This is a genomic window from Carnobacterium maltaromaticum DSM 20342, assembly GCF_000744945.1.
Taxonomy (GTDB): Bacteria; Bacillota; Bacilli; order Lactobacillales; family Carnobacteriaceae; genus Carnobacterium; species Carnobacterium maltaromaticum.
In genome coordinates this window covers 1,676,283-1,697,019 of record NZ_JQMX01000001.1, presented here as the reverse complement: position 1 = coordinate 1,697,019, position 20,737 = coordinate 1,676,283, and the positions used below count along the sequence as shown (strand labels likewise).

Here is a 20,737-nt window from a genome sequence, read left to right as displayed (position 1 = left end):
AGGACAAGCGTTGGAAAAAGCGACTTGTCTGAGACCTTTACTCTTATGATGATAGTCTTTTCCCGTCATAGGAAAAGCAAAACAAAGGGAGGATTTATTTATGACAAATCTTTACATTATTATTATTTTAGCTTTATTTGCAGCGGCTATTTATGGCTTTTATTGGATGCAAAAGAAACATGTGAAATTTTCGACACGTGTTTTCTCAGCGTTAGGAGCAGGGATCGTATTAGGTGCCATAATCCAAGTCATTTTAGGTGCAGAAAGTGAAGTGACGATTGGAGCTATTAGTTGGATTAACATTGTTGGGAATGGATATGTTTCATTGCTACAAATGTTAGTTATGCCACTAATTTTTGTTTCAATTGTAGGTGCATTTACTAAGTTGGGTGTATCGAAGAATTTAGGTAAAATTAGTTTCACCGTGATTGGAACATTATTAGCAACAACAGCAGTAGCAGCACTCATTGGAATTTTAAGTGTGTTTATATTTAATTTGGATGGTGCAACATTTGTCCAAGGCGAGGCTGAAACGGCTAGAATTGAAGCGTTAGGTGAGCGTCAAGAAGCAGTAGAAAATTTAAGTATCCCAGAACAAGTAGTTAGTTTTATTCCAACAAATGTCTTTGCTGATTTATCAGGAAGTCGTTCAACAAGTACGATTGCTGTTGTCATCTTCTCAGCATTTATCGGAATTGCTTATATGGGAGTCAATAAAAAAGATCCAGAGACGGGCGAATTTTTCGCTAAGTTGATTAATAGTTTATATAAAATTGTAATGCGTATTGTTACGTTAGTTTTACGTTTAACACCTTATGGAATTTTAGCATTAATGATTAAAGTAACAGCAACAAGTGATGTACGAGCAATTTGGAATTTAGGTAAGTTTGTTTTGGCTTCGTACTCAGCTTTAGCAGTAGTCTTTATTATGCATTTATTAATTTTGTTGGTAGTTAAAGTTAATCCTTTAAGCTACATTAAAAAAGCTTCAACAGTTTTAGGTTTTGCTTTTACTTCACGCTCAAGTGCTGGAGCAATTCCTTTAAACATTGAAACACAAACAAAAGCTTTAGGTGTTGATGAAGCAAGTGCTAACTTCGCTGCAAGTTTTGGTGCTACCATTGGTCAAAACGGATGTGCTGGTGTTTATCCAGCTATGTTAGCAGCTATTGTTGCTCCAACAGTCGGAATTGATGTGTTCAGTCCGCTGTATATTTTAACTATCATTGCTGTTGTAACGATTAGTTCATTTGGTGTAGCTGGTGTTGGTGGTGGAGCAACTTTTGCTTCATTAATCGTACTTGGTTCATTGAATTTACCAATTGCTATTGTAGGGTTAGTTATTTCAGTAGAGCCATTAATTGATATGGCAAGAACGCTAGTTAACGTTAGTGATAGCATGATTGCTGGAATTGTAACATCAAAAAGAATTAAAGAATTTGATGAAACAGTTTTAAATGATGAAGCAGCAGTAATCGAATCTTCAATATAGAATAGAGTGTAAAAAGCTCTTTTGAGCCATTAAACTCTGGCAGAAAAATAGGAAAATCCCTGCAAAGTATCTATTTACTTTGTGGGGATTTTCCTATTTTTCAAATGTTTTGAAAAATTTAAGGGCTCTAATAAAATGTATCCAAGATATTTAGTTAAATTTGAAAAAGTTAATTGACAAAATAAAAAGAAGGATTATAATTTAATTAACAGTTGATGGTTTTTTGATTATAAAATGATTTTGTTTATTTAATTATTTTTTGAAATCAAAATGCTATTTTCTATTAGAAATTTCAGATATATTAAATAGACAATAAGAAAGGTGGCTTAATTGAAAAATACAAAATAAATGAGAAAAGAGTCTTTCAATGCCAGTTGTAGATTTTAATTTACCTTTAAATTTTGATTTTTAAATATATGCTACTTCTAAGTTCAATGGAAGAAGAACATAAATATTCCTTTGAAGAAATTTAATCTGTAGATGTTGCAACTCGTAATGATTTAAATATTTTAATTAGAAAAGAGCTGATGATTAAACAATTCAATTATTCTTGAGTTAGAGAATAGTTCAAATAGAGAGTTATTACTTATCAAAAGTAATTACAAAATAATACCATTCAACAGTAAATTGTTCTCAATTATGGATGAATATCTAGGACCCTACTATATTTTTATAGTTCTTCTTGCTGAAACATTGTGAATTAATAAACAAATCTAATAGTTGGACTATATTGTTTAGTCACTGAGACTGATGCTTTTAAATATTATCATAAATTTGTCGCATATCTAAATATACTTAATTATGTTGTAATGAAAAAAATATCTACTAGCAGAAATGTATATATACAATCTTTTACCAGAGGAGGATTTATGAAACTAAATATTATTAACTTAACAAAAAGTTTTAGGAAAAATATATTTTTTTATCAACAAAATTTAATGATTGATTTTGATAATCAGCTTATTGCATTTATTACCGGAGAAAATGGTACAGGAAAATCTACCTTAATGAAAATAATTTCTGGAATATTAATGGTAGATTCTGGTGAATTTCAAATTGAGAGTAATGTCAATTATTTTAAGTGGAGTAAAGAAAATTGCTATTACATGCCTGCAACAGAAAGAGGGATGACCTACAAATTGACAGGTAGAGAAAATATTTATTATCTATGTTCATTAAAAGGTTCTAAAAAAGAAGTGATTACAAATAGACTAAAATATTATGCTACTTTGTTTGATGCAACAGAAATTTTAGATAAAAGAGTAGAGGAATTATCTACCGGCCAAAAAAGGAAAATTCATTTATTATCAGCCTTTTGTTCAAATTGTAAAGTACTCCTTCTGGATGAACCTTCAGTTGGATTGGACACATACAATTTAGGCCTGTTAGAAGATATTTTAATTAAAATAAATAATGAAAAAAAACAGAAAATTATTCTGGTTTCACATGATCAAGACATCAAAAAAAAATTAATGGGAGAAGAAATATATGTTAACAAAAGCAAAACTATTATAATGAAAGGAGAAGGAAATTTATGAAGTTTCTTTATTCAATTATTGGAACCATGAAAGCAGATGTCATAATTTTATTTCGATACCGAAAAAGTATTATATCAGACATTATTACATTTTTGGCATTGTACCTTGGTATAATAATATTTAATGATGCTTCCAATTTTTCTGATTTCTATAACGTTCAAATTAGTGACGGACCTATATTATTACTCATTGGGTACATTTTTTGGACTGTTTCCAATATAGCCCTCAGCTATTCATCATCAATAATAGTTGGTGATGCTAAATCTGGTATGCTAGAGGTAAAATTACAGGGAATTATTCCTTATCCTGTACTTTCATTTTTTTCTGTTTTAGTTTCTATAATAGAAAGTATTATTGTATTGTTTTTTGCTTGCCTAATCTCATTAGTCATTGGATATATAGAATTTACACATATTCCATTTATTCTTCTTTCAATAGTACTCACAATACCGTCTATCATCGGAATGTACGGTGTTGGGTTAATTCTTGCAGGCTTTGCTTTAAAAGAAAAAAGCATCGGACAATTTGTATCGATTGTTTCTGCAATTTTACTGTTTTTATCAAATACACTTATATTAAATTTACCTAATTATATCTATATAATACCTTTTACTTCAGGGATTGATATAAGTAGAAATTTATTTTCAATAGGGGTATTTGATAGCTATCTATTTATTATTTATATCTGTGTATGTTCATTATGGCTAGTAGTAGGTATATTAATATTTAATATACTTTTGAAAAAAGAAAGAACACAAGGTAGTTTTGATAGCTTTTAGTCAGTTAATAATTTAAAAGTGTTCTATGATCAGATAATATAGTTGCAATGATATCTTTCCAGAGTTTAAGCAAAATTGAAAAATGTACAAATTATCTTTTAAAATAGCAGAAAAGGGTAAGAAGTTAAAAACTTCTTACCCTTTTCTGCTATTTTTATTCATAACGTAAAGCTTCGATTGGATCTAGTTTAGCAGCTTTTCTAGCTGGGTAAATTCCGAAGAATACACCGACAGCACTTGAGAAGAGTAAGACTAGTAAAATGGCACCTGGTGTAATCCTTGGGACAATATTTAATACTCCAGCAACACCATTGGCTAATAGAATACCTAAAATCAATCCGATGATTCCTCCTATTAAGGAAAGAATAACTGATTCCATTAGAAATTGGAAAAGAATAGTATTAGTTGTTGCTCCAAGAGCTTTACGGGTTCCAATTTCCCTAGTTCGTTCTGTAACAGAAACAAGCATGATATTCATAACACCAATTCCACCGACTAATAGTGCTATACCAGCAACAGCAGCGATAAAGTTAATAAATAGTCCTAAGACATTATTGACTTGGTCTAGTGCTTGTAAGAAGTTAGTAGCTGTATATAAGTCTTTTCCAACGGCGTCATGGCGTGTTTCTAGTAAACGAACCATTTGTTTAGAGACAGATTCAATATCGTTTTTATCTGCAACTTGAATTGTTAAACTTGTAAAATTAGTTGCTGAAGAATCTAATTTTGCCATAGTTGTAATTGGCATAGCCAAGTAAACAGGCATGCTAGAAGTATCGAAAGAGCCTTGCATTTTACTGAAAGTTCCTTTGACAACACCGATAACCTTCAAGCTGAGATTTGTTCCGCCTTGAGTGGTTAAGTTGACTGTTTCCCCTACAACATCTTTGCGTCCATTGAAGAGAGCCGCAGCGGTATCTTCACTAATTACAGTAACATTTTTACTATCTTGGTATTCGTTTTGATTAAAGAAACGACCATATACAATTGTTTTATCCATAGCCTGGTTGACATATTGTATATCGGGAGTTCCACCAAAGGCAATGGCCATTCGATTTTCATCACCTGTACTCAAGGTTCCCGTTAGATTTTTATCAGGTGAAATCCGTTCTATTTTAGGGATTCCATTTTTCAATGCTTGAATATCAGCATTTGTTAAGTAGTCACCTTTTGTTGCTTTGTTATCAACACTTAATGAAATAGTTGAAGCACCTAAATCATCAAAGGTTCCTGTAATTTCACTTGTTGCTCCATTTCCGACAGCTAAGATGGCAATTACCGAAGCAATCCCAATAATAATTCCTAGCATCGTTAGAAAGGAGCGCATTTTATTGGCAAAAATGCTATCCAAAGCCATTTTAAAATTTTCTTTGATATTCATAAAAGCTCTCCTTTCTTAGACTAGTTTTTGATTTATTTGGGGCTGATCATCTTGAATTTCACCATCTCTAAAGGAGACAATTCGTTTTGTGTAGGCAGCTACTTCGGGCTCATGGGTAACCATTACGATTGTTGTTCCTTCAGCATTCAACTCTTGGAAAATACGCATAATTTCTAGAGTTGTTTTAGAATCTAAGTTTCCTGTTGGTTCGTCAGCCATTAAAACAGCTGGAGTATTTACAATCGCACGAGCAATCGCAACCCGTTGTTTTTGACCACCAGAAATTTCATTTGGACGATGCTTAACCCGATCACTTAAGCCAACTCGATCTAAAGCTTTCAGTGCTCTTTCTTTGCGTTCTTTAGCTGGAATTCCAGCATAAACCATTGGTAATTCTACATTTTCTAAAATCGTCATACGTGGCATTAGATTAAAAGATTGGAAAACAAAGCCAATTTCTTTATTTCTAACATGAGCACTTTCATTGTCGCTTAAACCAGTTACGTTTTGGCCATTTAAAATATAGGTACCACTATCAAAGCGGTCTAATAAACCAAGAATGTTCATCATCGTCGATTTACCTGAACCACTTGGTCCCATAATAGAAGTGAATTCGCCTTCCGCAATATGCAAAGAGATTTCTTTTAGTGCAACAAGTTCTTCGCCACCGGTACGATAGATTTTAACAATATCTTTTAAATCAATCATTTTGCTCACTCCATTCTATTTTACGGTGACGGCTGTGCCATTTTTCAAACTATCTGCAGGAGAAATAATGACTTTTTGGCCTTTTTCTAAGCCTTTAATAATTTGAACTTTAGTATCGGATTGAATACCTGTTTCAATTTCAACTTTTTTAGCTTTATCATTTTTAACAATGTAGACGTAAGGTTTATTTTCTTTATCATATACCAACGTTTCAATAGGCATTGTTAAGGCATTTTCAGCAGTATTTGTTGTAATATCAGCATCGATCTCAAATCCAGCAAATAAACCTGTTGGCGGAGTATCGAAGGTAATGGTTCCACCTAATGCTGTTGTTGCTCCTGTTGCGCCAGTGGTTGTGGTTGCAACTGGATCTAGTGCACTAACTTTCCCAGTATAAGTTGTATTTCCACTAGTAAGAGTTACTGGTTGGTCAACTTTGACTAAGTTAGCATCAGATTTTGATAATAAAATAGCTACTTTTAAATTGCCTAAATCATCAATTGTGACACTTGGCTGTCCAGTTTGAGTATTTAAATCAACTTGATCTTTTTTTACATTTAAGGCTGTAATCGTCCCGTCAATTGTTGCTGTGATTGTGGTTCCATCAAGGTAACGAACAATGACATCATCTTTTGCAACTTTATCGCCAACGGCAAAATTAACTTCACTAACTAAACCAGTTCCGAAGCCATTTTGTGTGGCATTGGGTTGTAAAGTTCCAGTTGTCGAAAGTGTTTCAACAATGTTTTCCTCTTTGACAGTGGTGGTTTCTACTGTCGGTGCTTTTGCTTTCTCTTTTGGTCCAAAAACACTAAATCCAATAAATCCTAAGGCAGCAAGAGCAATTAACCACCCAATTATTTTTTTCCAGTTCATATGATTCATCCTTCCTTTAACTAAATTCTACTTTCGCATTATAACATGTATCATCTTAGTACTTAAGGGACTTTAGTCTGATTTAAAGACTCTTATATAGTTAGATAATGACAGTCTGTCATGTTTCATATTATAGCTTTTTTGATAAAATGTGTCTAGTATATGTGCTTGTTTTCACAGAATAAATAGTGAGTAAGAAAACAATTTTTTTTAATAATGTTAGAAAAAGGAGTATACTAGTAAATGAGGGAATGGCAACGATGGTTTTAAAATATAGTATAGGGGAGTGCGGGCTATGAAAAAAGAAGTGTTTGCGATTGGAGATATCCATGGGCAAATTCAATTATTTGAAAAAATGCTGACTAATTGGAATCCTGAAAAACAACAATTAGTTTTAATTGGTGACTTAGGGGACCGTGGTGAAAATCCAAAAGCGTGCTTTTTATTAGGAAAAAAATTAGTTGAAGAACATGGGGCAATTTACTTAAAAGGGAATCATGAAGACTTATTGTTACGTTTTTTGGAAAATCCTGAGGAAAGATATGAAAACTATTGCTTAAATGGTGGGATGCGAACACTAGAAAGTCTACTACATCCTGGGCTAAATGGGGATTATTCTCCAACTGAAATGAGTATGATGGTCAAAAGTCATTATCCCGATTTAATTGCATTTTTAGAAAATTTACCCTTGTATTTTGAATGGGAGGACTATTTATTTGTTCATGCTGGAGTAGATTTGTCTAAGAAAGAGTGGCGAAATACGAGCGATCATGATTTTATGTGGATTCGCGAACCCTTCCATATAGCACCAAATAAAACGGGAAAAATAATTGTATTCGGCCATACGATTACACCATCTTTAAACGGGGATAATGTTACAACGGATTTGTGGATAAAAGATCACAAAATAGGGATTGATGGTGGAGCCGTTTATGGCGGTGTTTTACATGGTGTTTTATTTAGTTCAGATAAGTTAGAAGAAGATATCATTCTTGAAAATACTGGTTACGTTTGGGATGGATTAGTCTAACTATTTCTGGGTAAACTTTGACTCTCTAGGAGAGCTATACTATACTTTTAAAGTACAGTAATAAAGATAATTAAGTAAATTGAAGAAAAGAAAGAAGGAGTAAAATGGCTTTTTTAGGTTCGTTGTGTTTGATATTAGTTTTCACTAAATTTGCTGGACATTTTTGTAATCGGATTGGCGTCCCAGCGGTAATAGGAGAACTCTTAGTTGGTATTATTCTTGGTCCAGCATTATTAGGTTGGATTCAACCAGATGAATTTATTCATTATTTTTCAGAAATAGGTGTGGTCATCTTAATGTTTATTGCTGGTCTGGAAAGTGATTTGAATTTACTGAAAAAATATTGGAAACCAGCTTTATCAGTAGCTTTATTAGGTATTATTTTCCCAGCTACTTTTGGTTTTCTGACTGGGAGTTTATTTCAGTTAGGTTTTCAAAGTTCGGTTTTTTTAGGCGTTCTATTCAGTGCAACGTCAGTTAGTATTTCAGTTCAAGTGTTAAAAGATTTGAAAAAAGTTGATACAAAAGAAGGCGCAACAATTTTAGGTGCAGCAGTTGTTGATGATATTGTTGTCGTAATTTTACTAGGAATTTTAGTGAGTCTCTTCCATACAAATGGTGGAACTGATGAACCTTTAGGGGAAAGTTTAATCCGAAAAGTAATCTTTTTCATAGTTGTATTTGCACTATCTAAGTGGATAGTCCCAACCTTAATGAAGATTTCAAGTAAATTATTGATGATTGAGTCAGTAGTGACAATGGCGTTAATTATTTGTTTATCTTTCTCTTATTTCGCCGACTTGATGGGAATGGGCAGTATCATTGGTGCCTTTTTTGCAGGAATTGCGTTATCTCAAACGAAATATAAACATACAATTGAAGAGAAAATTGAACCGATCGGCTATGCAGTATTCATTCCAGTCTTTTTCGTGAGTATTGGATTGAATATGGATTTCAGCGGTATTGGCAAACAATGGCTATTTATTTTAGTATTGACGGCTATTGCTGTATTAACTAAATTGGTTGGTGGAGCAATTGGTGCTAAAATAACTGGCTTTAATTGGAAGTCTGCTGCAGTCATTGGTGCTGGAATGGTATCACGAGGTGAAATGGCTTTGATTATTGGCAAAATAGGCTTAGAATCTAATTTGTTATCAGAAACCTATTATTCTTCCGTAATTGTTGTAGTGATAGCAACTACGGTGATTGCCCCATTCTTACTGAAATATACGATTGTTAAGCAAGATGAAAGTTTACGATTGTAAAAAAATAGGAAACGACTTGAACTTACTTATTTTGTTCAAGTCGTTTTTTAATTGAAGGAAGAAAAAATAAAAGACTAGGATAGTGAGAGATTACAAAAACCAAGTATCTGTGCTAAAATAGAGGATGTAGCTTGAATTCAGAGAGGAAGAAAACGATGGCTGAAAATAATGATGCAACAATTTTACAACTATTAAAGAAAGAATTAAAAATTTATAGTGATAAACAATTAAAAACCGTTTTAGACTTGTTAGCGGAAGGGAACACAGTCCCTTTTATTGCGCGTTATCGAAAAGAAATGACGGGAACCTTGGATGAAGTCCAAATTCGTGAGATTGAAGATCGCTATACGTATTTACAAAATTTAGAAAAACGTAAAGGCGAAGTATTACGCATTATTGAAGAGCAAGGTAAATTAACTCCTGAGTTGCAAAAATCGATTGAAACAGCGGATAAAATGCAGTTGGTGGAAGATTTATATCGTCCATACAAACAAAAACGCCGTACAAAAGCGACGATTGCTAAAGAAAAAGGGCTAGAACCGTTGGCGAAATGGTTGCTGACTTTTCCAATGAATGTTGATGTGGAAAAAGAAGCGCAAAACTATTTAGATGCTGAAAAAGAAGTTACAACAGTAGAAGAAGCTTTGGCTGGCGCTCATGAAATTTTAGCAGAAAGTATAAGTGATGAGCCTAAGTATCGGATTTGGATTAGAGAATTTACGATGCGAAATGGCATTGTGACGAGTGCAGTTAAAGATGCCGAAAAAGATGAAAAAGGCGTTTATGAAATGTACTATGAGTTTAGTGAACCTGTTGCCAAGCTAGTTTCTCATCGTATTCTAGCTCTAAATCGTGGTGAAAAAGAAGATATCTTGAAAGTGTCTGTTTTAGTGGATGAAGAAAGAATCGGTAAATACTTTGCACGAGAGCTAATCAAAAATGAAGATTCACCAGCAACACCGTATATTGTGGGAGCTTATGAAGATAGTTATAAACGTTTTATCGGCCCAGCAATTGAACGTGAAATCCGTGGCGAATTAACAGAAAAAGCAGATGAACAAGCAATCAATATCTTTGGCGAGAATTTGCGTAATCTGTTATTACAAGCCCCTTTAAAAGGGAAAATGGTCTTGGGATTAGATCCAGCTTACCGTACAGGGTGTAAGTTAGCAGTTATAGACCCAACAGGAAAAGTCACTGATATTGATGTGATTTACCCCCATAAACCTGCTGGAGCTAGTGCGCGCAGTGAAGCAGCAACGAAGTTTAAAAAAATTGTTAAAGATTTTGGGATTGAAATGATCGCGATTGGAAACGGTACAGCTAGTCGTGAATCTGAGCAATTTGTTGTGGATAATTTAAAAGAAATTGATCAAGAAGTTTATTATGTGATTGTGAACGAGGCTGGCGCCTCTGTTTATTCTGCTAGTGATTTAGCTCGTAAAGAGTTTCCTGATTTGCAGGTTGAGCAAAGAAGTGCTGTAAGTATCGCTCGTCGTTTGCAAGATCCGTTAGCTGAATTAGTTAAAATTGATCCAAAGGCAGTTGGAGTTGGTCAATATCAACATGATGTTTCACAAAAACGACTAGAAGAACGTTTAGAGTTTGTTGTGGAAACAGCGGTTAACCAAGTTGGCGTTAATGTTAATACAGCTAGTGCGCCTTTGTTGCAACATGTAGCAGGCTTAAATAAAACAACTGCAACGAATGTTGTAGCTTATCGAGATGAAAATGGTCGTTTTGAAAGTCGGGCAGCGTTGAAAAAAGTTCCTCGTCTAGGACCTAAAGCATACGAGCAAGCGGTTGGATTTATGCGAATTGTAGATGGGAAAAATATTTTAGATAATACTGGAATTCATCCAGAAACGTATAAAGAGGCAAAAGAAATTCTAGCAATGGCAGAGTTGGATTTAAAAGATGTCGGAAGTACTACGGCTAAAGAGGCTTTAGCTAAATTGAATTTCCAACAAGTTGCAGACCAAACTGGCTTAGGGAAAGAAACCGTTAAAGATATGATTGAAGCTTTATCTAGACCAGGGCGCGATTTGCGTGATGAATTACCAGCTCCATTATTGCGCAAAGATGTTTTAACAATGGAAGACTTAAAAGCCGGTATGGAATTACAAGGTACGGTTCGAAATGTCGTCGATTTTGGTGCATTTGTGGATATTGGTGTGAAGCAAGATGGTATGGTGCATATTTCTAAATTAAGCAATGGCTATGTGAAACATCCAACTGATGTCGTAGCTGTTGGAGATGTTGTAACAGTGTGGGTGGATTCAATTGATCTGAAAAAAGGTCGAATTGCCTTAACAATGTTAAATCAAGAACAAAAATAAGTTAGTAGTGGAAAAAGTTGTGAAATGTAAATTTCATGACTTTTTTTCTAAATAAAATAAAAAAAATTTGGCGATTGGGATAGGAGGTTCATTAGGTGAATGTTCGAATTGAGGAACGTCCAACATTTAAAGTAGTAGGAGTTAAAGAAGAAATTAGTTTGAAAGATGGAGCAAATTTGTGGGAAATTCCTAAGTTTTGGGAACGAGTGAATCTAGATGGAACAGCTAATAAAATCAGTGATTTAAGCCATGGCGAACTCGGTGGCTTAGTAGGAATTTGTACAAATATGAGGGACCAAAGGATGGATTATTGGATTGGGGTTGCAACAACAGAAGCGACTCCCTTAGAATTTGAAGAAGTCGTGATTGAGGCTCAAATTTGGGCAGTTTTTGAAGTTGTCGGTCCTTTGCCAACGGCGATTCAAGCAGCTTGGAAGTTTGTTTTTTCAGAGTGGTTGCCACATTCAGATTATTTTCATGCAGAAGGACCAGAAGTTGAATGGTATTCAATAGGAAATCCAACTGCAGAAAACTATGTAAGTGAAATTTGGATTCCAATTATGATGAAAGAGGCTACTAATTAAGTGGTCTCCTATTTATAATTTGAATGCAATGGTTTAAACTTAGGTTGTTTTTTTCCCTAATATTTGATACATTATGTGATAGTATTTAAAAAGAAAAAGGAATGGATGAAGCTAGATGGAGCAAAAGGTGTTACAGCAATTAGTTGAACAGATTTCATTAGAATTTTTTGATAGGCCTTTTAAACATCAAGCAACATTTAATCTACGTTTAAGGACAACAGGTGGTCGTTATCATTTAAGGAGTCATGATTTAGATTTTAATTTGCAAGTGTTAGAGACTTTTGGTATGTCGGAGTTTATCGGTGTAATTAAGCATGAACTGTGTCATTATCATTTGCACTTGGCTAATCGCGGTTACCAGCATAAGGATGCTGATTTTAAAAGACTATTGAAAAAAGTGGGTGGTAGTCGATTTGTTCAATCGCTTCGTCAACCTGATAAGAAGAAAAAATTGTGGGTGTATTGCTGTCAAAATTGTCAAAAAAATGTATATCGACAACGACGTTTTGATACAAAAAAGTATGTTTGTGGTGGCTGTCAAGGTAAATTAATTTTGCTGGAAAAACGGATTGAAGTTTAAGCAAGGCTGATTCTCTAATTGACAAAAAAATAAGAAGCTACTATACTTAAGAAGTTAGTTTCTGCGGTCATGGCGGAATGGCAGACGCGCCAGCTTGAGGGGCTGGTAGGGAATCTCCCTGTGTGGGTTCAAATCCCATTGACCGCATTGGTTTTGAGGCTTCTTCAAATTTGGGTTGAATAGCCCTAAATAAATTTCCGTATATTTAGAGAAATTGCTAGCCAAATTATTTTTGGCTTTTTTTATTTAACTGAAGCTATTAAAAATTTGTAATTTAAATAGAGGAATATAGAGTCAGAAAAAAATTAAGAACATATATAATTCGAAATGGTAACGCTTGCATTTTTCGTGAAATATGGTATATTATAAGTGTAAGGAGTTAGTAAATTCCCTACAAAAAGGACAGTTAGAAGAAACCTTGAGTGAGGTGGCTGTCGAAAAAAGTGCAATGTAAAAAGCCTAAGATAGGGGTATTTGCACAAAAAAAGAAAAGGAAGTGGGAGTTTGAGTACTCTTTACAAAATGAATACGGTCTAGCAAGTTTAAACGATTCGTGTGGACATAAGAACCACGAAGTAAGTGTTTGAAACAAACTTGCTAGGCTGTATTTGTTTATATACATAAATAAATTGTTTATATTAATCGTTTCCTTTCAATCTGATGAAATTTTATATAACAAGAAAGAATATAGGTATAAGCTTTTAAGGAGAACCTTTAAAAATCATTCTGTAAAAGATAAATTTTTGAAAATAATAGAATAGGTGTTATAATGTAAGAATCAAGAAATGAGAGTGTAGGAGGAATACTGTGAAGAAATTTTTAGCAAATAATAAATATTTTATTTTAGTTCTAGTCTGTATTGTATTAGTTCGTATTTTTTGGATTACTGGGGTCCGTGTTTCAGGTGAGTCAATGGAGCCAACGTTCCATAATAATAATCGCGTATTTATTAATAAACTAAGTAAACTTGAACGATTTGATGTGGTGGTATTAGATGCTCCAGATGCAGAATCAAAAGAATACATCAAGCGAATTATCGGAATGCCTGGCGATGATGTTCGTTTTGAAGACAATCAACTCTATATTAATGATAAGCCTGTTGCAGAGCCTTTTTTAAAGGGCACGAATATTGTCACTGAAGGATTTCAACTAAAAGAAAAAGTTCCAGCAAATTCTTATTTTGTGATGGGTGACAATCGTGGGAATTCTAATGATAGCCGCTTTTTTGGTTTTGTTAGTGAAGATGAAATGCAAGGTGAAGTTTTCTTTAGATATTGGCCAGTCACGCAATTGAAAGGTTTTTAGGTCTAAATAGAGGAGGAAGTCACTGATGAAAAATGAGACTGTAAAACAAACAGTAAAAACAGGTGTATCTTTTGGCTCAGTACTTGCGATTGTTATTTCTTATGTTCACTGGCAATCTATATTTTGGGCAATTATTCACGGTGTATTTGGTTGGTTTTATGTCATTTATTATATTTTATTTTATGGTTAAGCAAAAATAAAACTAAGGGAGAGTTAGGTTTACAAAATCTAATTCTCCCTTAGTTTTTAATTTAGTTCATTTTAGTCGGCTTTCTGATATTTTCTTTTAAAAAACCAATAAAGTGTCCCTAGTGTTACTATGAATCCTAGGAATGATCGAGTAACTAGTTCAGCTTCGCCAGTGCTAGGAAGGTCTGCTTGCTCTTTAGTTGCTTGTTTTTCTTTAGGAATAAAGTTGGTTTTATCAGGGATGACGTTAGCTACGTCTTGCTTTTCTTCTGGCACTGGAACTGCTGGTTTTATTTCAGGCTCAATAATAGTTATAGCTGTATCTTTTTTATACTGGTAGATAACAGTTTGTTCAGTCTCTGTAAAAATACCGCTATTGTTAGTTGGTTGCTTTAAAAGTGTATATCCAGTTACTTCTTTGGCGACAGAGTTATATTCAGTATTAAGAATCCCAGTTAGTTGCTCTTTTTCTGCAATTTCAGCTTGCTTTTCATCTAAATAAAGAACCGTGACTGGAGCTCCTTGCTGTGGTTCAACGATGATTTCAGGAGCTGTTAATAATGTTGGTTCAGATTCATTTCCTGCGGCATCAATAGCAGAAACATAGTATTCTTCAGTGGCATCATATTTTGTCATACGAGTGTCTGTATAGGAAAAAGTGGTTTCACTTGCAGTACGCCAAATTTTAGCTACGATAGAAGCGGGGGTTGAAGTTATTTCAACAGCACTTCCTATGCCACGATAGAGTACATAATAACGTGCAGGATTTGTTTCAGAATCTTGCCATGTTAGAGTGGGAGCATCTGGATTGTCCATATTTTTATTCATAGAAGTTGGAGCAGAAAGAGTTCCCTGTGCCAACCATGGTTTAGCTGGGACTAAAGCAGGTAAGTTAAAGTAAGTTGTTTTCAATTGTTCAATGGAAGCATTTTTAGCTTTATGGCGCTCTTGTTGATCAGATGGAAGTGATTCTACATTAGATAATGAAATATCATTGTAACTAAATAAGGAACTCCCTAAAATATTTGGCAAAGTTTGATTAAAACGCATTTGATTAGGGATTTCTTCTGGGTTCATCCAAGCGGCGTCCCAACCACCATTGCTAACATATTTATAATTAGCATGACCAATGTAAATTTGTGTCTTGCTGCCTTCTGAGACATCATTCCACCACTTTGTTAGTTCTCCATAAGGCGCAGCAGATTGGTCAAAGCTCCAATAGATTTGAGGAATGACATAATCTAGTGTCTCCTCTTTAATCCATTTATAAGTGTCGGCATAAATGCTGGTGGAATAAGATTGGGAAGAACCCGTTGGTGTATTTGATCCACGATCGTCATTGGCTTTATGTTCCCAAATCCCAAATGGGCTAATCCCAAATTGGACAGCTTTTTGATTTTGCTGATTATGAACATCAATTACGTGCTTAATTCCTTCAACTAAGCTAGTAATATTATCACGACGCCAATCATCAATTGAATCATAGCCCATTCCAAATTCAGCAAAAGTTGCATCATCTTCTCCTTTTTCGCCAAATAAGACATTCACACCATCAACAGTAATGCGATAAGGATAAAAATAGTCATCAAAGTGAATCGCATCGACATCATAATTTTGAACAACTTCAGCAATGGATGCGATAACGTAATCTCGGACAGCCGGGATTCCTGGATTTAGAAAAAGTTTTTCATCAAAAATTAAGACGTTTTCTGGATGTTGAACGGCATAATTTGTAGAAGCTAAGATTCCAGCATTGTGTAAGGCAGCAATTTGCTCAGGAATAGATAAGCTTAAAATTTCTTCTTTAGTTAAACCTGTTTTGGTTAAAATAGCTTGTGTCGATAATTTGGTATTTGTGACACGGTAAGGGTTAAACCAAGCATGGTACTCCATTCCTGCTTGGTGGGTTGTTTCAATCATCCAAGCTAGTGGATCATAACCAGGATTGTCTCCTTGAGTCCCGCTTAAAAATTCAGACCAAGGGTTTAATTCTGATGGATAATAAGCGTCTAAGAGCGGTCGAACTTGAAAAATCATCGCGTTCATATTCCAATCAGAAAAATCAGATAAAATTTTTGTATAATTTGCCTTAAAGTCTGTTTCGGAACTTGGTTTAGCAATATTCAAGTTATTAATTGTTGCCACCCAAGAGCTTCTGAATTGGTTTTTAGGTTGCTGATATTCAGTTGGAATTTGGATGAGTTCGCTTGATCCGCTATATAGGGGGACTGGTAGAGATTGGTTATAGCCATAAGAACCATCTGGATTTTTTATATATTTATAAAGTGGTTGATTTTCTGCTAAGACCGGACTTGGAAATAAAATAAAACATAGAAAGCCTAAGATAATTAGTTGGAAAATTTTTTTCAAAAGTATTCCTCCATTCATTTTAAGTGTGCTTTTTTTAGTTAATGATAGCGCTATTATTCTTTTGAAGCGTTTGCAGCATGCTACAAGCAATATACCATTATAGTTTTTTTATTTCCAGTGTTTTTTATAAAATGTGAAATAAAATTCAATGACGATATTGATTTATAGGGTTGTTAAAGCTTGCTATATCAACACTAAATCGTCTTTAAGTTGAACGAAAAAAAGAATTTAAATTTCTTTTTTTAAAATTACAACTTGAAATAAAATTTCTTTAAGGCTATAATTGTCTTGTGTAAGGGATTGCAAAAAAAGGAAAGGAGGAGAAAAAATGTTAGACGCTTTAACTACTGAAAAAAGAAATAAAACGACAATGAATCTTGATACGTATTCAGTTAAAGAGATTATCAATAAAATGAATCAAGAAGATGAACAGGTGGCTAAAGCGGTTAAAAGTGAATTAGATAGTATCACTGAACTTGTCGAGGCAGTTATTCAATCACAAAAAAAAGGCGGTCGTTTATTTTATATCGGCGCTGGAACGAGTGGTAGATTAGGTGTGTTAGATGCTGCTGAATGTATCCCCACATTTAATACGAAACCAGAAATGGTACAAGGAATAATTGCTGGAGGCATTAAAGCAATGACAGTGGCTGTTGAAGGTGCTGAAGATTCATTAGACTTGGCTGAAATCGACTTAAAAGAACGTGATTTAAATGAAACCGATTTCGTTTTAGGTATCGCTGCAAGTGGACGTACGCCCTATGTTATTGGCGGTTTAGACTATGCGAATAAAATTGGTGCGACTACTGGAGCACTTTCATGTAATCGAGGAGCTATTATAAGTCAACACGCTAGCTATATAATTGAAGTTCCTGTAGGACCAGAGATATTAACAGGTTCAACAAGATTGAAATCTGGAACTGCTCAAAAATTTGTGTTAAATATGATTTCGACGGCAACGATGATCAGACTTGGGAAAGTCTATCAAAATTTAATGGTTGATGTTCAACCTACGAATGAGAAATTAGTCGAACGCTCAAAGAAAATTATTATGGAAGCAACGGATTGTACTTACGAAGAGGCAGATTTTTATTTTAATGACTCGAATAAGCAACCTAAATTAGCGATTGTTCGATTGTTATCAGGTTTGGACAAAGAGCAAGCTCAGCAGTTATTAATCAAGAATGCTGGTTTTGTAGGAAAAGCAATTGAAGCTAGTAAAAAATAATAGTTAAACTAACTAAAATGGAGGTAATAGAATGAAAGTTGTAATGGTTTGTTCAGGTGGAATGTCAAGTGCAATTGTGGTGAAAGCCATTTTGAAAGAAGCAGAGAAACAAAATTTTGATTTAGACATGATTGCAGTCGGATCTGGTGAAATTGAGGATATATTAAAAACAGGTGGCTATGAATTACTTTTAGTTGCTCCCCAAGTAAAACATCAATACGCTACTTTTGAAGGCTATGCAAATAATGCGGGTGTTCCAATTGATAAAGTTGAACCTATGGGCTACACACCAATTGGTGCGCCAAAAACATTGCTACAAATCAAAAAATACAGCAAATAATAGCTGGTTGTTTAATAGCCTCAGACAAGTTAGTCCTCAGTTTATTTAATGAGAACGCTTAACAAAATGATTGAGGAAATTAGGGTAGAGTCAAACAATATAAGTAAAAAAGGAGAAATAAAAAATGACAAATTTTTTAAATTGGATTGAAACTAAGTTTATGCCGCCTATGGCTAAATTAGCTGAACAAAAGCATTTAAAAGCAATCCGTGATGGAGTTATCTCAACGCTCTCATTAATTCTAGTTGGAAGTTTCTTTTTAATTATCGCTAATCCTCCAATTCCATCATGGGCAGAAGCTATTGCACCGTATACAGCTAATATTGTGATTCCGTTCCGTATCACGATGGGGCTAATGAGTATTTATGCCGCTTATGGAATGGGTTATAGTTTGGCTAAATCGTATAAATTAGATGGCGTAACTGGTGGGGTTTTATCACTAGCGACATTTCTAATGTTAACGGTTCCGGTCAATGTTGATGCTCTATTACCTGAAGGTCAAGGCATTGGTTGGGTTTTACCAATGAACAACCTTGGTGGAGCAGGTATGTTTTCAGCTATTTTAGCTATGATCTTTGCCGTTGAATCATTGCGATTCTTTAAAAGTAGAAACTTAATGATTAAGATGCCTGAACAAGTCCCTAGTTCAGTTGCTCGTAGTTTTGAAGCATTAATTCCAGGTGCATTTGTGATTACTGTTGTTTGGATTATTCGTGTGTTGCTAGATTTTGATTTAAATCAATTTATCCTGTCAATTTTCTCACCAATTAATGATATTTTAGGGAATAATTTACTTGGCGTTTTAGTACCAGTTATTTTTATTACACTATTATGGGCAGCCGGTGTTCATGGTATGAGTGTTATTGGATCAATCGCACGTCCAATGTGGTTAGTTATGTTAGATGCTAACGGACAAGCTTTAGCAGATGGTACTGCACCTAATGCATTGCCATACATCGCTCCAGAACAATTTTATCAATGGTTGGTTTGGGTTGGTGGAGCTGGTTCAACATTAGCGTTATGTATTATTTTACTATTTTGTAAATCTGTTTATTTAAAACAAGTTGGACGTTTTTCAATTGTTCCATCTATCTTCAATATTAACGAACCTCTGATTTTTGGGGTACCATTAGTAATGAATCCAATTTTAGCGATTCCTTTTGTAATTGCACCTGTGGTCACAACTACTCTTAGTTATTTTGCAGTTAAACTAGGTGTGATTAATGGCTTTGTTAGTAACGTGCCTTGGACATTGCCAGCACCAATTGGAGCCTTTTTATCGGCTAGTAATGATTGGAAGGCAGCAATTTTAGTTTTAATCAATATTGCTATTGCTGGATTAATCTATTATCCATTTGTTAAAGTGTATGATAAAAAATTACTTGAAGAAGAATTGAATCAAGTTAGTGAAGAACAAGCAATTTTATAAGATTTAATAGTAGTAAGTGGTAAGGAAGAATGGCTTACAGGCCATCTTCCTTGTCATCATTTAAAATAGGGAAGGATCAGTGAGGATATGTTGCAAATTATTGGGTTGATTGTTTTTTTCATTGTTTTGGTTTTATCAGGGGTATCTTTTGTCCATTTACTACGCAAAAAAGGTATTTTTATTAATCGCTGGTATTTTGGATTTGGAGCGTTTTTGATTATTTTGATTCCTAGTTTCTTTTTTCAACAAGTATACTCGGTGATTTCAATTGTTTTTTATTTGATTTCATCTATTTTAGCCATTATGTTTTTTGAAACCACACGATTGAAATTAGAGAACAACGAGTTTAGAGGTGTAGTTAGAAGTGAGCAATACCCAAGTAAGAAGGATTGAAAAAATGAACTATATGATTGGTATTGATAGTGGTGGTACAAAGACGGAAGCTATTGCATATGATTTAAACGGTAGTGAATTAGCACGCTGTCAAACGGGTTTTGGAAATTTATTAATTGATAAAAAAAGAGGTTTAGCAAATCTTGAAGAAGCAATGAAAATATTATTCGATAAATTAGATGAAAAATATTGTCAAATAGTCGTTGTGGGTTTAGCCGGTTTAGATGGTGGGAACTTTAAAGCAGAATTAACTACTTATTTTAGTCATTATCAACCAGATATTGTTTTTATAAATGATGCATGGTTATCTTATTATGCCTTAGTCAAAGAAAAAGACGGTTGTCTCGTTATTTCGGGTACGGGCTCCATTTGTATAGGTCAAAAAGGGCAAGAAACTGCTCGTGTAGGTGGTTGGGGAAATCTTTTAGGTGATGAAGGATCAGGTTATTGGATTGCTAAAAAAATGATTCAGCAGCTTCTTAAAGAAGAGGACCGTAGTGAAGGCTACTCTTCTTTATCAAAAAAATTAATGTCTGCTTTAGAGGCGAAAAATGTTTTTGATGTAGTGAGTTATACTTACACTCATGAAAAAGACCAAATTGCCCAATTAGCAACATTGGTTGCTGAAAGTGCGATAGCTGAAGATCCATGGGCAATTGAATTGCTGGAAGCGGCTGGTAGGGAATTAGCTAACCAAATAAAGTTACTTATTGCCAAATTAGGTTTTACTCAGCAAGTCACAATTGGTCTATCAGGTAGTGTATTAGAAAAGAATCCAATTGTGTATCGAAGCTTTTCAGAAGTATTAGCCCAACTACCAATAGAAATTTGTTTGATAACAGAAGCAAAATCGAATGCTAGTGGTGGATATTATTATTACAAAAATAAAGTTGTCGGAAATGAGGAATAAT

Annotated in this window: 19 protein-coding genes and 1 tRNA gene; 16 read left to right on the top strand and 4 right to left on the bottom strand. The window is 34.2% G+C overall.

Going from position 1 to position 20,737, the window contains the following annotated elements; genetic code table 11:
* The first annotated feature begins 100 nt into the window (after positions 1 to 100).
* From BR77_RS08135 to BR77_RS08125, 3 genes are all read left to right on the top strand, one after another.
* Positions 101 to 1,492 carry an L-cystine transporter gene (locus BR77_RS08135; protein WP_010049787.1) on the top strand — a complete coding sequence of 464 codons (1,392 nt, stop codon included), beginning with the start codon at positions 101 to 103 and terminating at the stop codon, positions 1,490 to 1,492.
* Positions 1,493 to 2,361: 869 nt separating this feature from the next.
* Positions 2,362 to 3,030: an ATP-binding cassette domain-containing protein gene (locus BR77_RS08130; RefSeq protein WP_016356317.1), complete on the top strand. Its 669-nt coding sequence runs from the start codon at positions 2,362 to 2,364 to the stop codon at positions 3,028 to 3,030.
* On the top strand, positions 3,027 to 3,809 hold the full coding sequence (locus BR77_RS08125) for an ABC transporter (RefSeq protein ID WP_015075552.1): 783 nt from the start codon (positions 3,027 to 3,029) through the stop codon (positions 3,807 to 3,809). The genes BR77_RS08130 and BR77_RS08125 overlap by 4 nt, the downstream gene beginning before the upstream one ends.
* A gap of 154 nt (positions 3,810 to 3,963) precedes the next feature.
* Here BR77_RS08125 and BR77_RS08120 read toward each other — a convergent pair whose 3' ends face one another.
* From BR77_RS08120 to BR77_RS08110, 3 genes are read right to left on the bottom strand one after another with little or no spacing between them, the layout of a single operon-like run.
* Entirely contained in the window at positions 3,964 to 5,190 is a 1,227-nt protein-coding gene (locus BR77_RS08120) for an ABC transporter permease (protein ID WP_015075553.1), read from the bottom strand.
* 15 nt (positions 5,191 to 5,205) lie between these two features.
* Positions 5,206 to 5,898: an ABC transporter ATP-binding protein gene (locus tag BR77_RS08115; RefSeq protein WP_010049790.1), complete on the bottom strand. Its 693-nt coding sequence runs from the start codon at positions 5,896 to 5,898 to the stop codon at positions 5,206 to 5,208.
* 15 nt (positions 5,899 to 5,913) lie between these two features.
* Positions 5,914 to 6,774: an efflux RND transporter periplasmic adaptor subunit gene (locus BR77_RS08110; RefSeq protein ID WP_010049794.1), complete on the bottom strand. Its 861-nt coding sequence runs from the start codon at positions 6,772 to 6,774 to the stop codon at positions 5,914 to 5,916.
* Between the two features lie 295 nt (positions 6,775 to 7,069).
* Here BR77_RS08110 and BR77_RS08105 point away from each other — a divergent pair, with 295 nt between their 5' ends.
* From BR77_RS08105 to BR77_RS19080, 8 genes are all read left to right on the top strand, one after another.
* A complete protein-coding gene (locus BR77_RS08105; protein ID WP_010049796.1) occupies positions 7,070 to 7,804 on the top strand; it encodes a metallophosphoesterase in 735 nt (244 codons plus the stop codon).
* 104 nt (positions 7,805 to 7,908) lie between these two features.
* Complete coding sequence (locus tag BR77_RS08100) at positions 7,909 to 9,069, top strand: cation:proton antiporter (protein ID WP_010049799.1); 1,161 nt, start codon at positions 7,909 to 7,911, stop codon at positions 9,067 to 9,069.
* A gap of 155 nt (positions 9,070 to 9,224) precedes the next feature.
* On the top strand, positions 9,225 to 11,408 hold the full coding sequence (locus tag BR77_RS08095) for a Tex family protein (protein WP_010049800.1): 2,184 nt from the start codon (positions 9,225 to 9,227) through the stop codon (positions 11,406 to 11,408).
* Positions 11,409 to 11,503: 95 nt separating this feature from the next.
* Positions 11,504 to 11,992, top strand: a complete 489-nt coding sequence (locus BR77_RS08090; RefSeq protein ID WP_015075554.1) for a GyrI-like domain-containing protein — start codon at positions 11,504 to 11,506, stop codon at positions 11,990 to 11,992.
* A 115-nt stretch (positions 11,993 to 12,107) separates the two neighbouring features.
* Complete coding sequence (locus BR77_RS08085; RefSeq protein WP_015075555.1) at positions 12,108 to 12,572, top strand: SprT family protein; 465 nt, start codon at positions 12,108 to 12,110, stop codon at positions 12,570 to 12,572.
* Positions 12,573 to 12,635: 63 nt separating this feature from the next.
* Positions 12,636 to 12,719, top strand: a tRNA-Leu gene (locus BR77_RS08080).
* A 660-nt stretch (positions 12,720 to 13,379) separates the two neighbouring features.
* Positions 13,380 to 13,877: a signal peptidase I gene (lepB, locus tag BR77_RS08075; protein ID WP_015075556.1), complete on the top strand. Its 498-nt coding sequence runs from the start codon at positions 13,380 to 13,382 to the stop codon at positions 13,875 to 13,877.
* A gap of 25 nt (positions 13,878 to 13,902) precedes the next feature.
* Positions 13,903 to 14,067, top strand: coding sequence for a hypothetical protein (locus tag BR77_RS19080; RefSeq protein ID WP_010049889.1), 165 nt, complete (start codon positions 13,903 to 13,905; stop codon positions 14,065 to 14,067).
* A gap of 71 nt (positions 14,068 to 14,138) precedes the next feature.
* On the opposite strand, the gene BR77_RS08070 is transcribed toward BR77_RS19080, so the two are convergent.
* Complete coding sequence (locus BR77_RS08070) at positions 14,139 to 16,436, bottom strand: family 10 glycosylhydrolase (protein WP_035064526.1); 2,298 nt, start codon at positions 16,434 to 16,436, stop codon at positions 14,139 to 14,141.
* Between the two features lie 328 nt (positions 16,437 to 16,764).
* On the opposite strand from BR77_RS08070, the gene murQ reads away from it, so the two are divergent.
* The 5 genes from murQ (at position 16,765) to BR77_RS08045 (ending at position 20,736) form a co-directional block, all read left to right on the top strand.
* Positions 16,765 to 17,664, top strand: coding sequence for an N-acetylmuramic acid 6-phosphate etherase (gene murQ / locus BR77_RS08065; RefSeq protein WP_015075558.1), 900 nt, complete (start codon positions 16,765 to 16,767; stop codon positions 17,662 to 17,664).
* 31 nt (positions 17,665 to 17,695) lie between these two features.
* The gene (locus tag BR77_RS08060; RefSeq protein ID WP_010049895.1) at positions 17,696 to 18,004 is read left to right on the top strand and encodes a PTS sugar transporter subunit IIB; all 309 of its coding nucleotides are present in this window, start codon (positions 17,696 to 17,698) and stop codon (positions 18,002 to 18,004) included.
* A gap of 124 nt (positions 18,005 to 18,128) precedes the next feature.
* On the top strand, positions 18,129 to 19,433 hold the full coding sequence (locus tag BR77_RS08055; RefSeq protein WP_010049897.1) for a PTS sugar transporter subunit IIC: 1,305 nt from the start codon (positions 18,129 to 18,131) through the stop codon (positions 19,431 to 19,433).
* Positions 19,434 to 19,520: 87 nt separating this feature from the next.
* Entirely contained in the window at positions 19,521 to 19,826 is a 306-nt protein-coding gene (locus BR77_RS08050) for a hypothetical protein (RefSeq protein ID WP_010049899.1), read from the top strand.
* A 4-nt stretch (positions 19,827 to 19,830) separates the two neighbouring features.
* A complete protein-coding gene (locus BR77_RS08045) occupies positions 19,831 to 20,736 on the top strand; it encodes an N-acetylglucosamine kinase (RefSeq protein ID WP_035064523.1) in 906 nt (301 codons plus the stop codon).
* The last annotated feature ends 1 nt before the right edge of the window (position 20,737 follow it).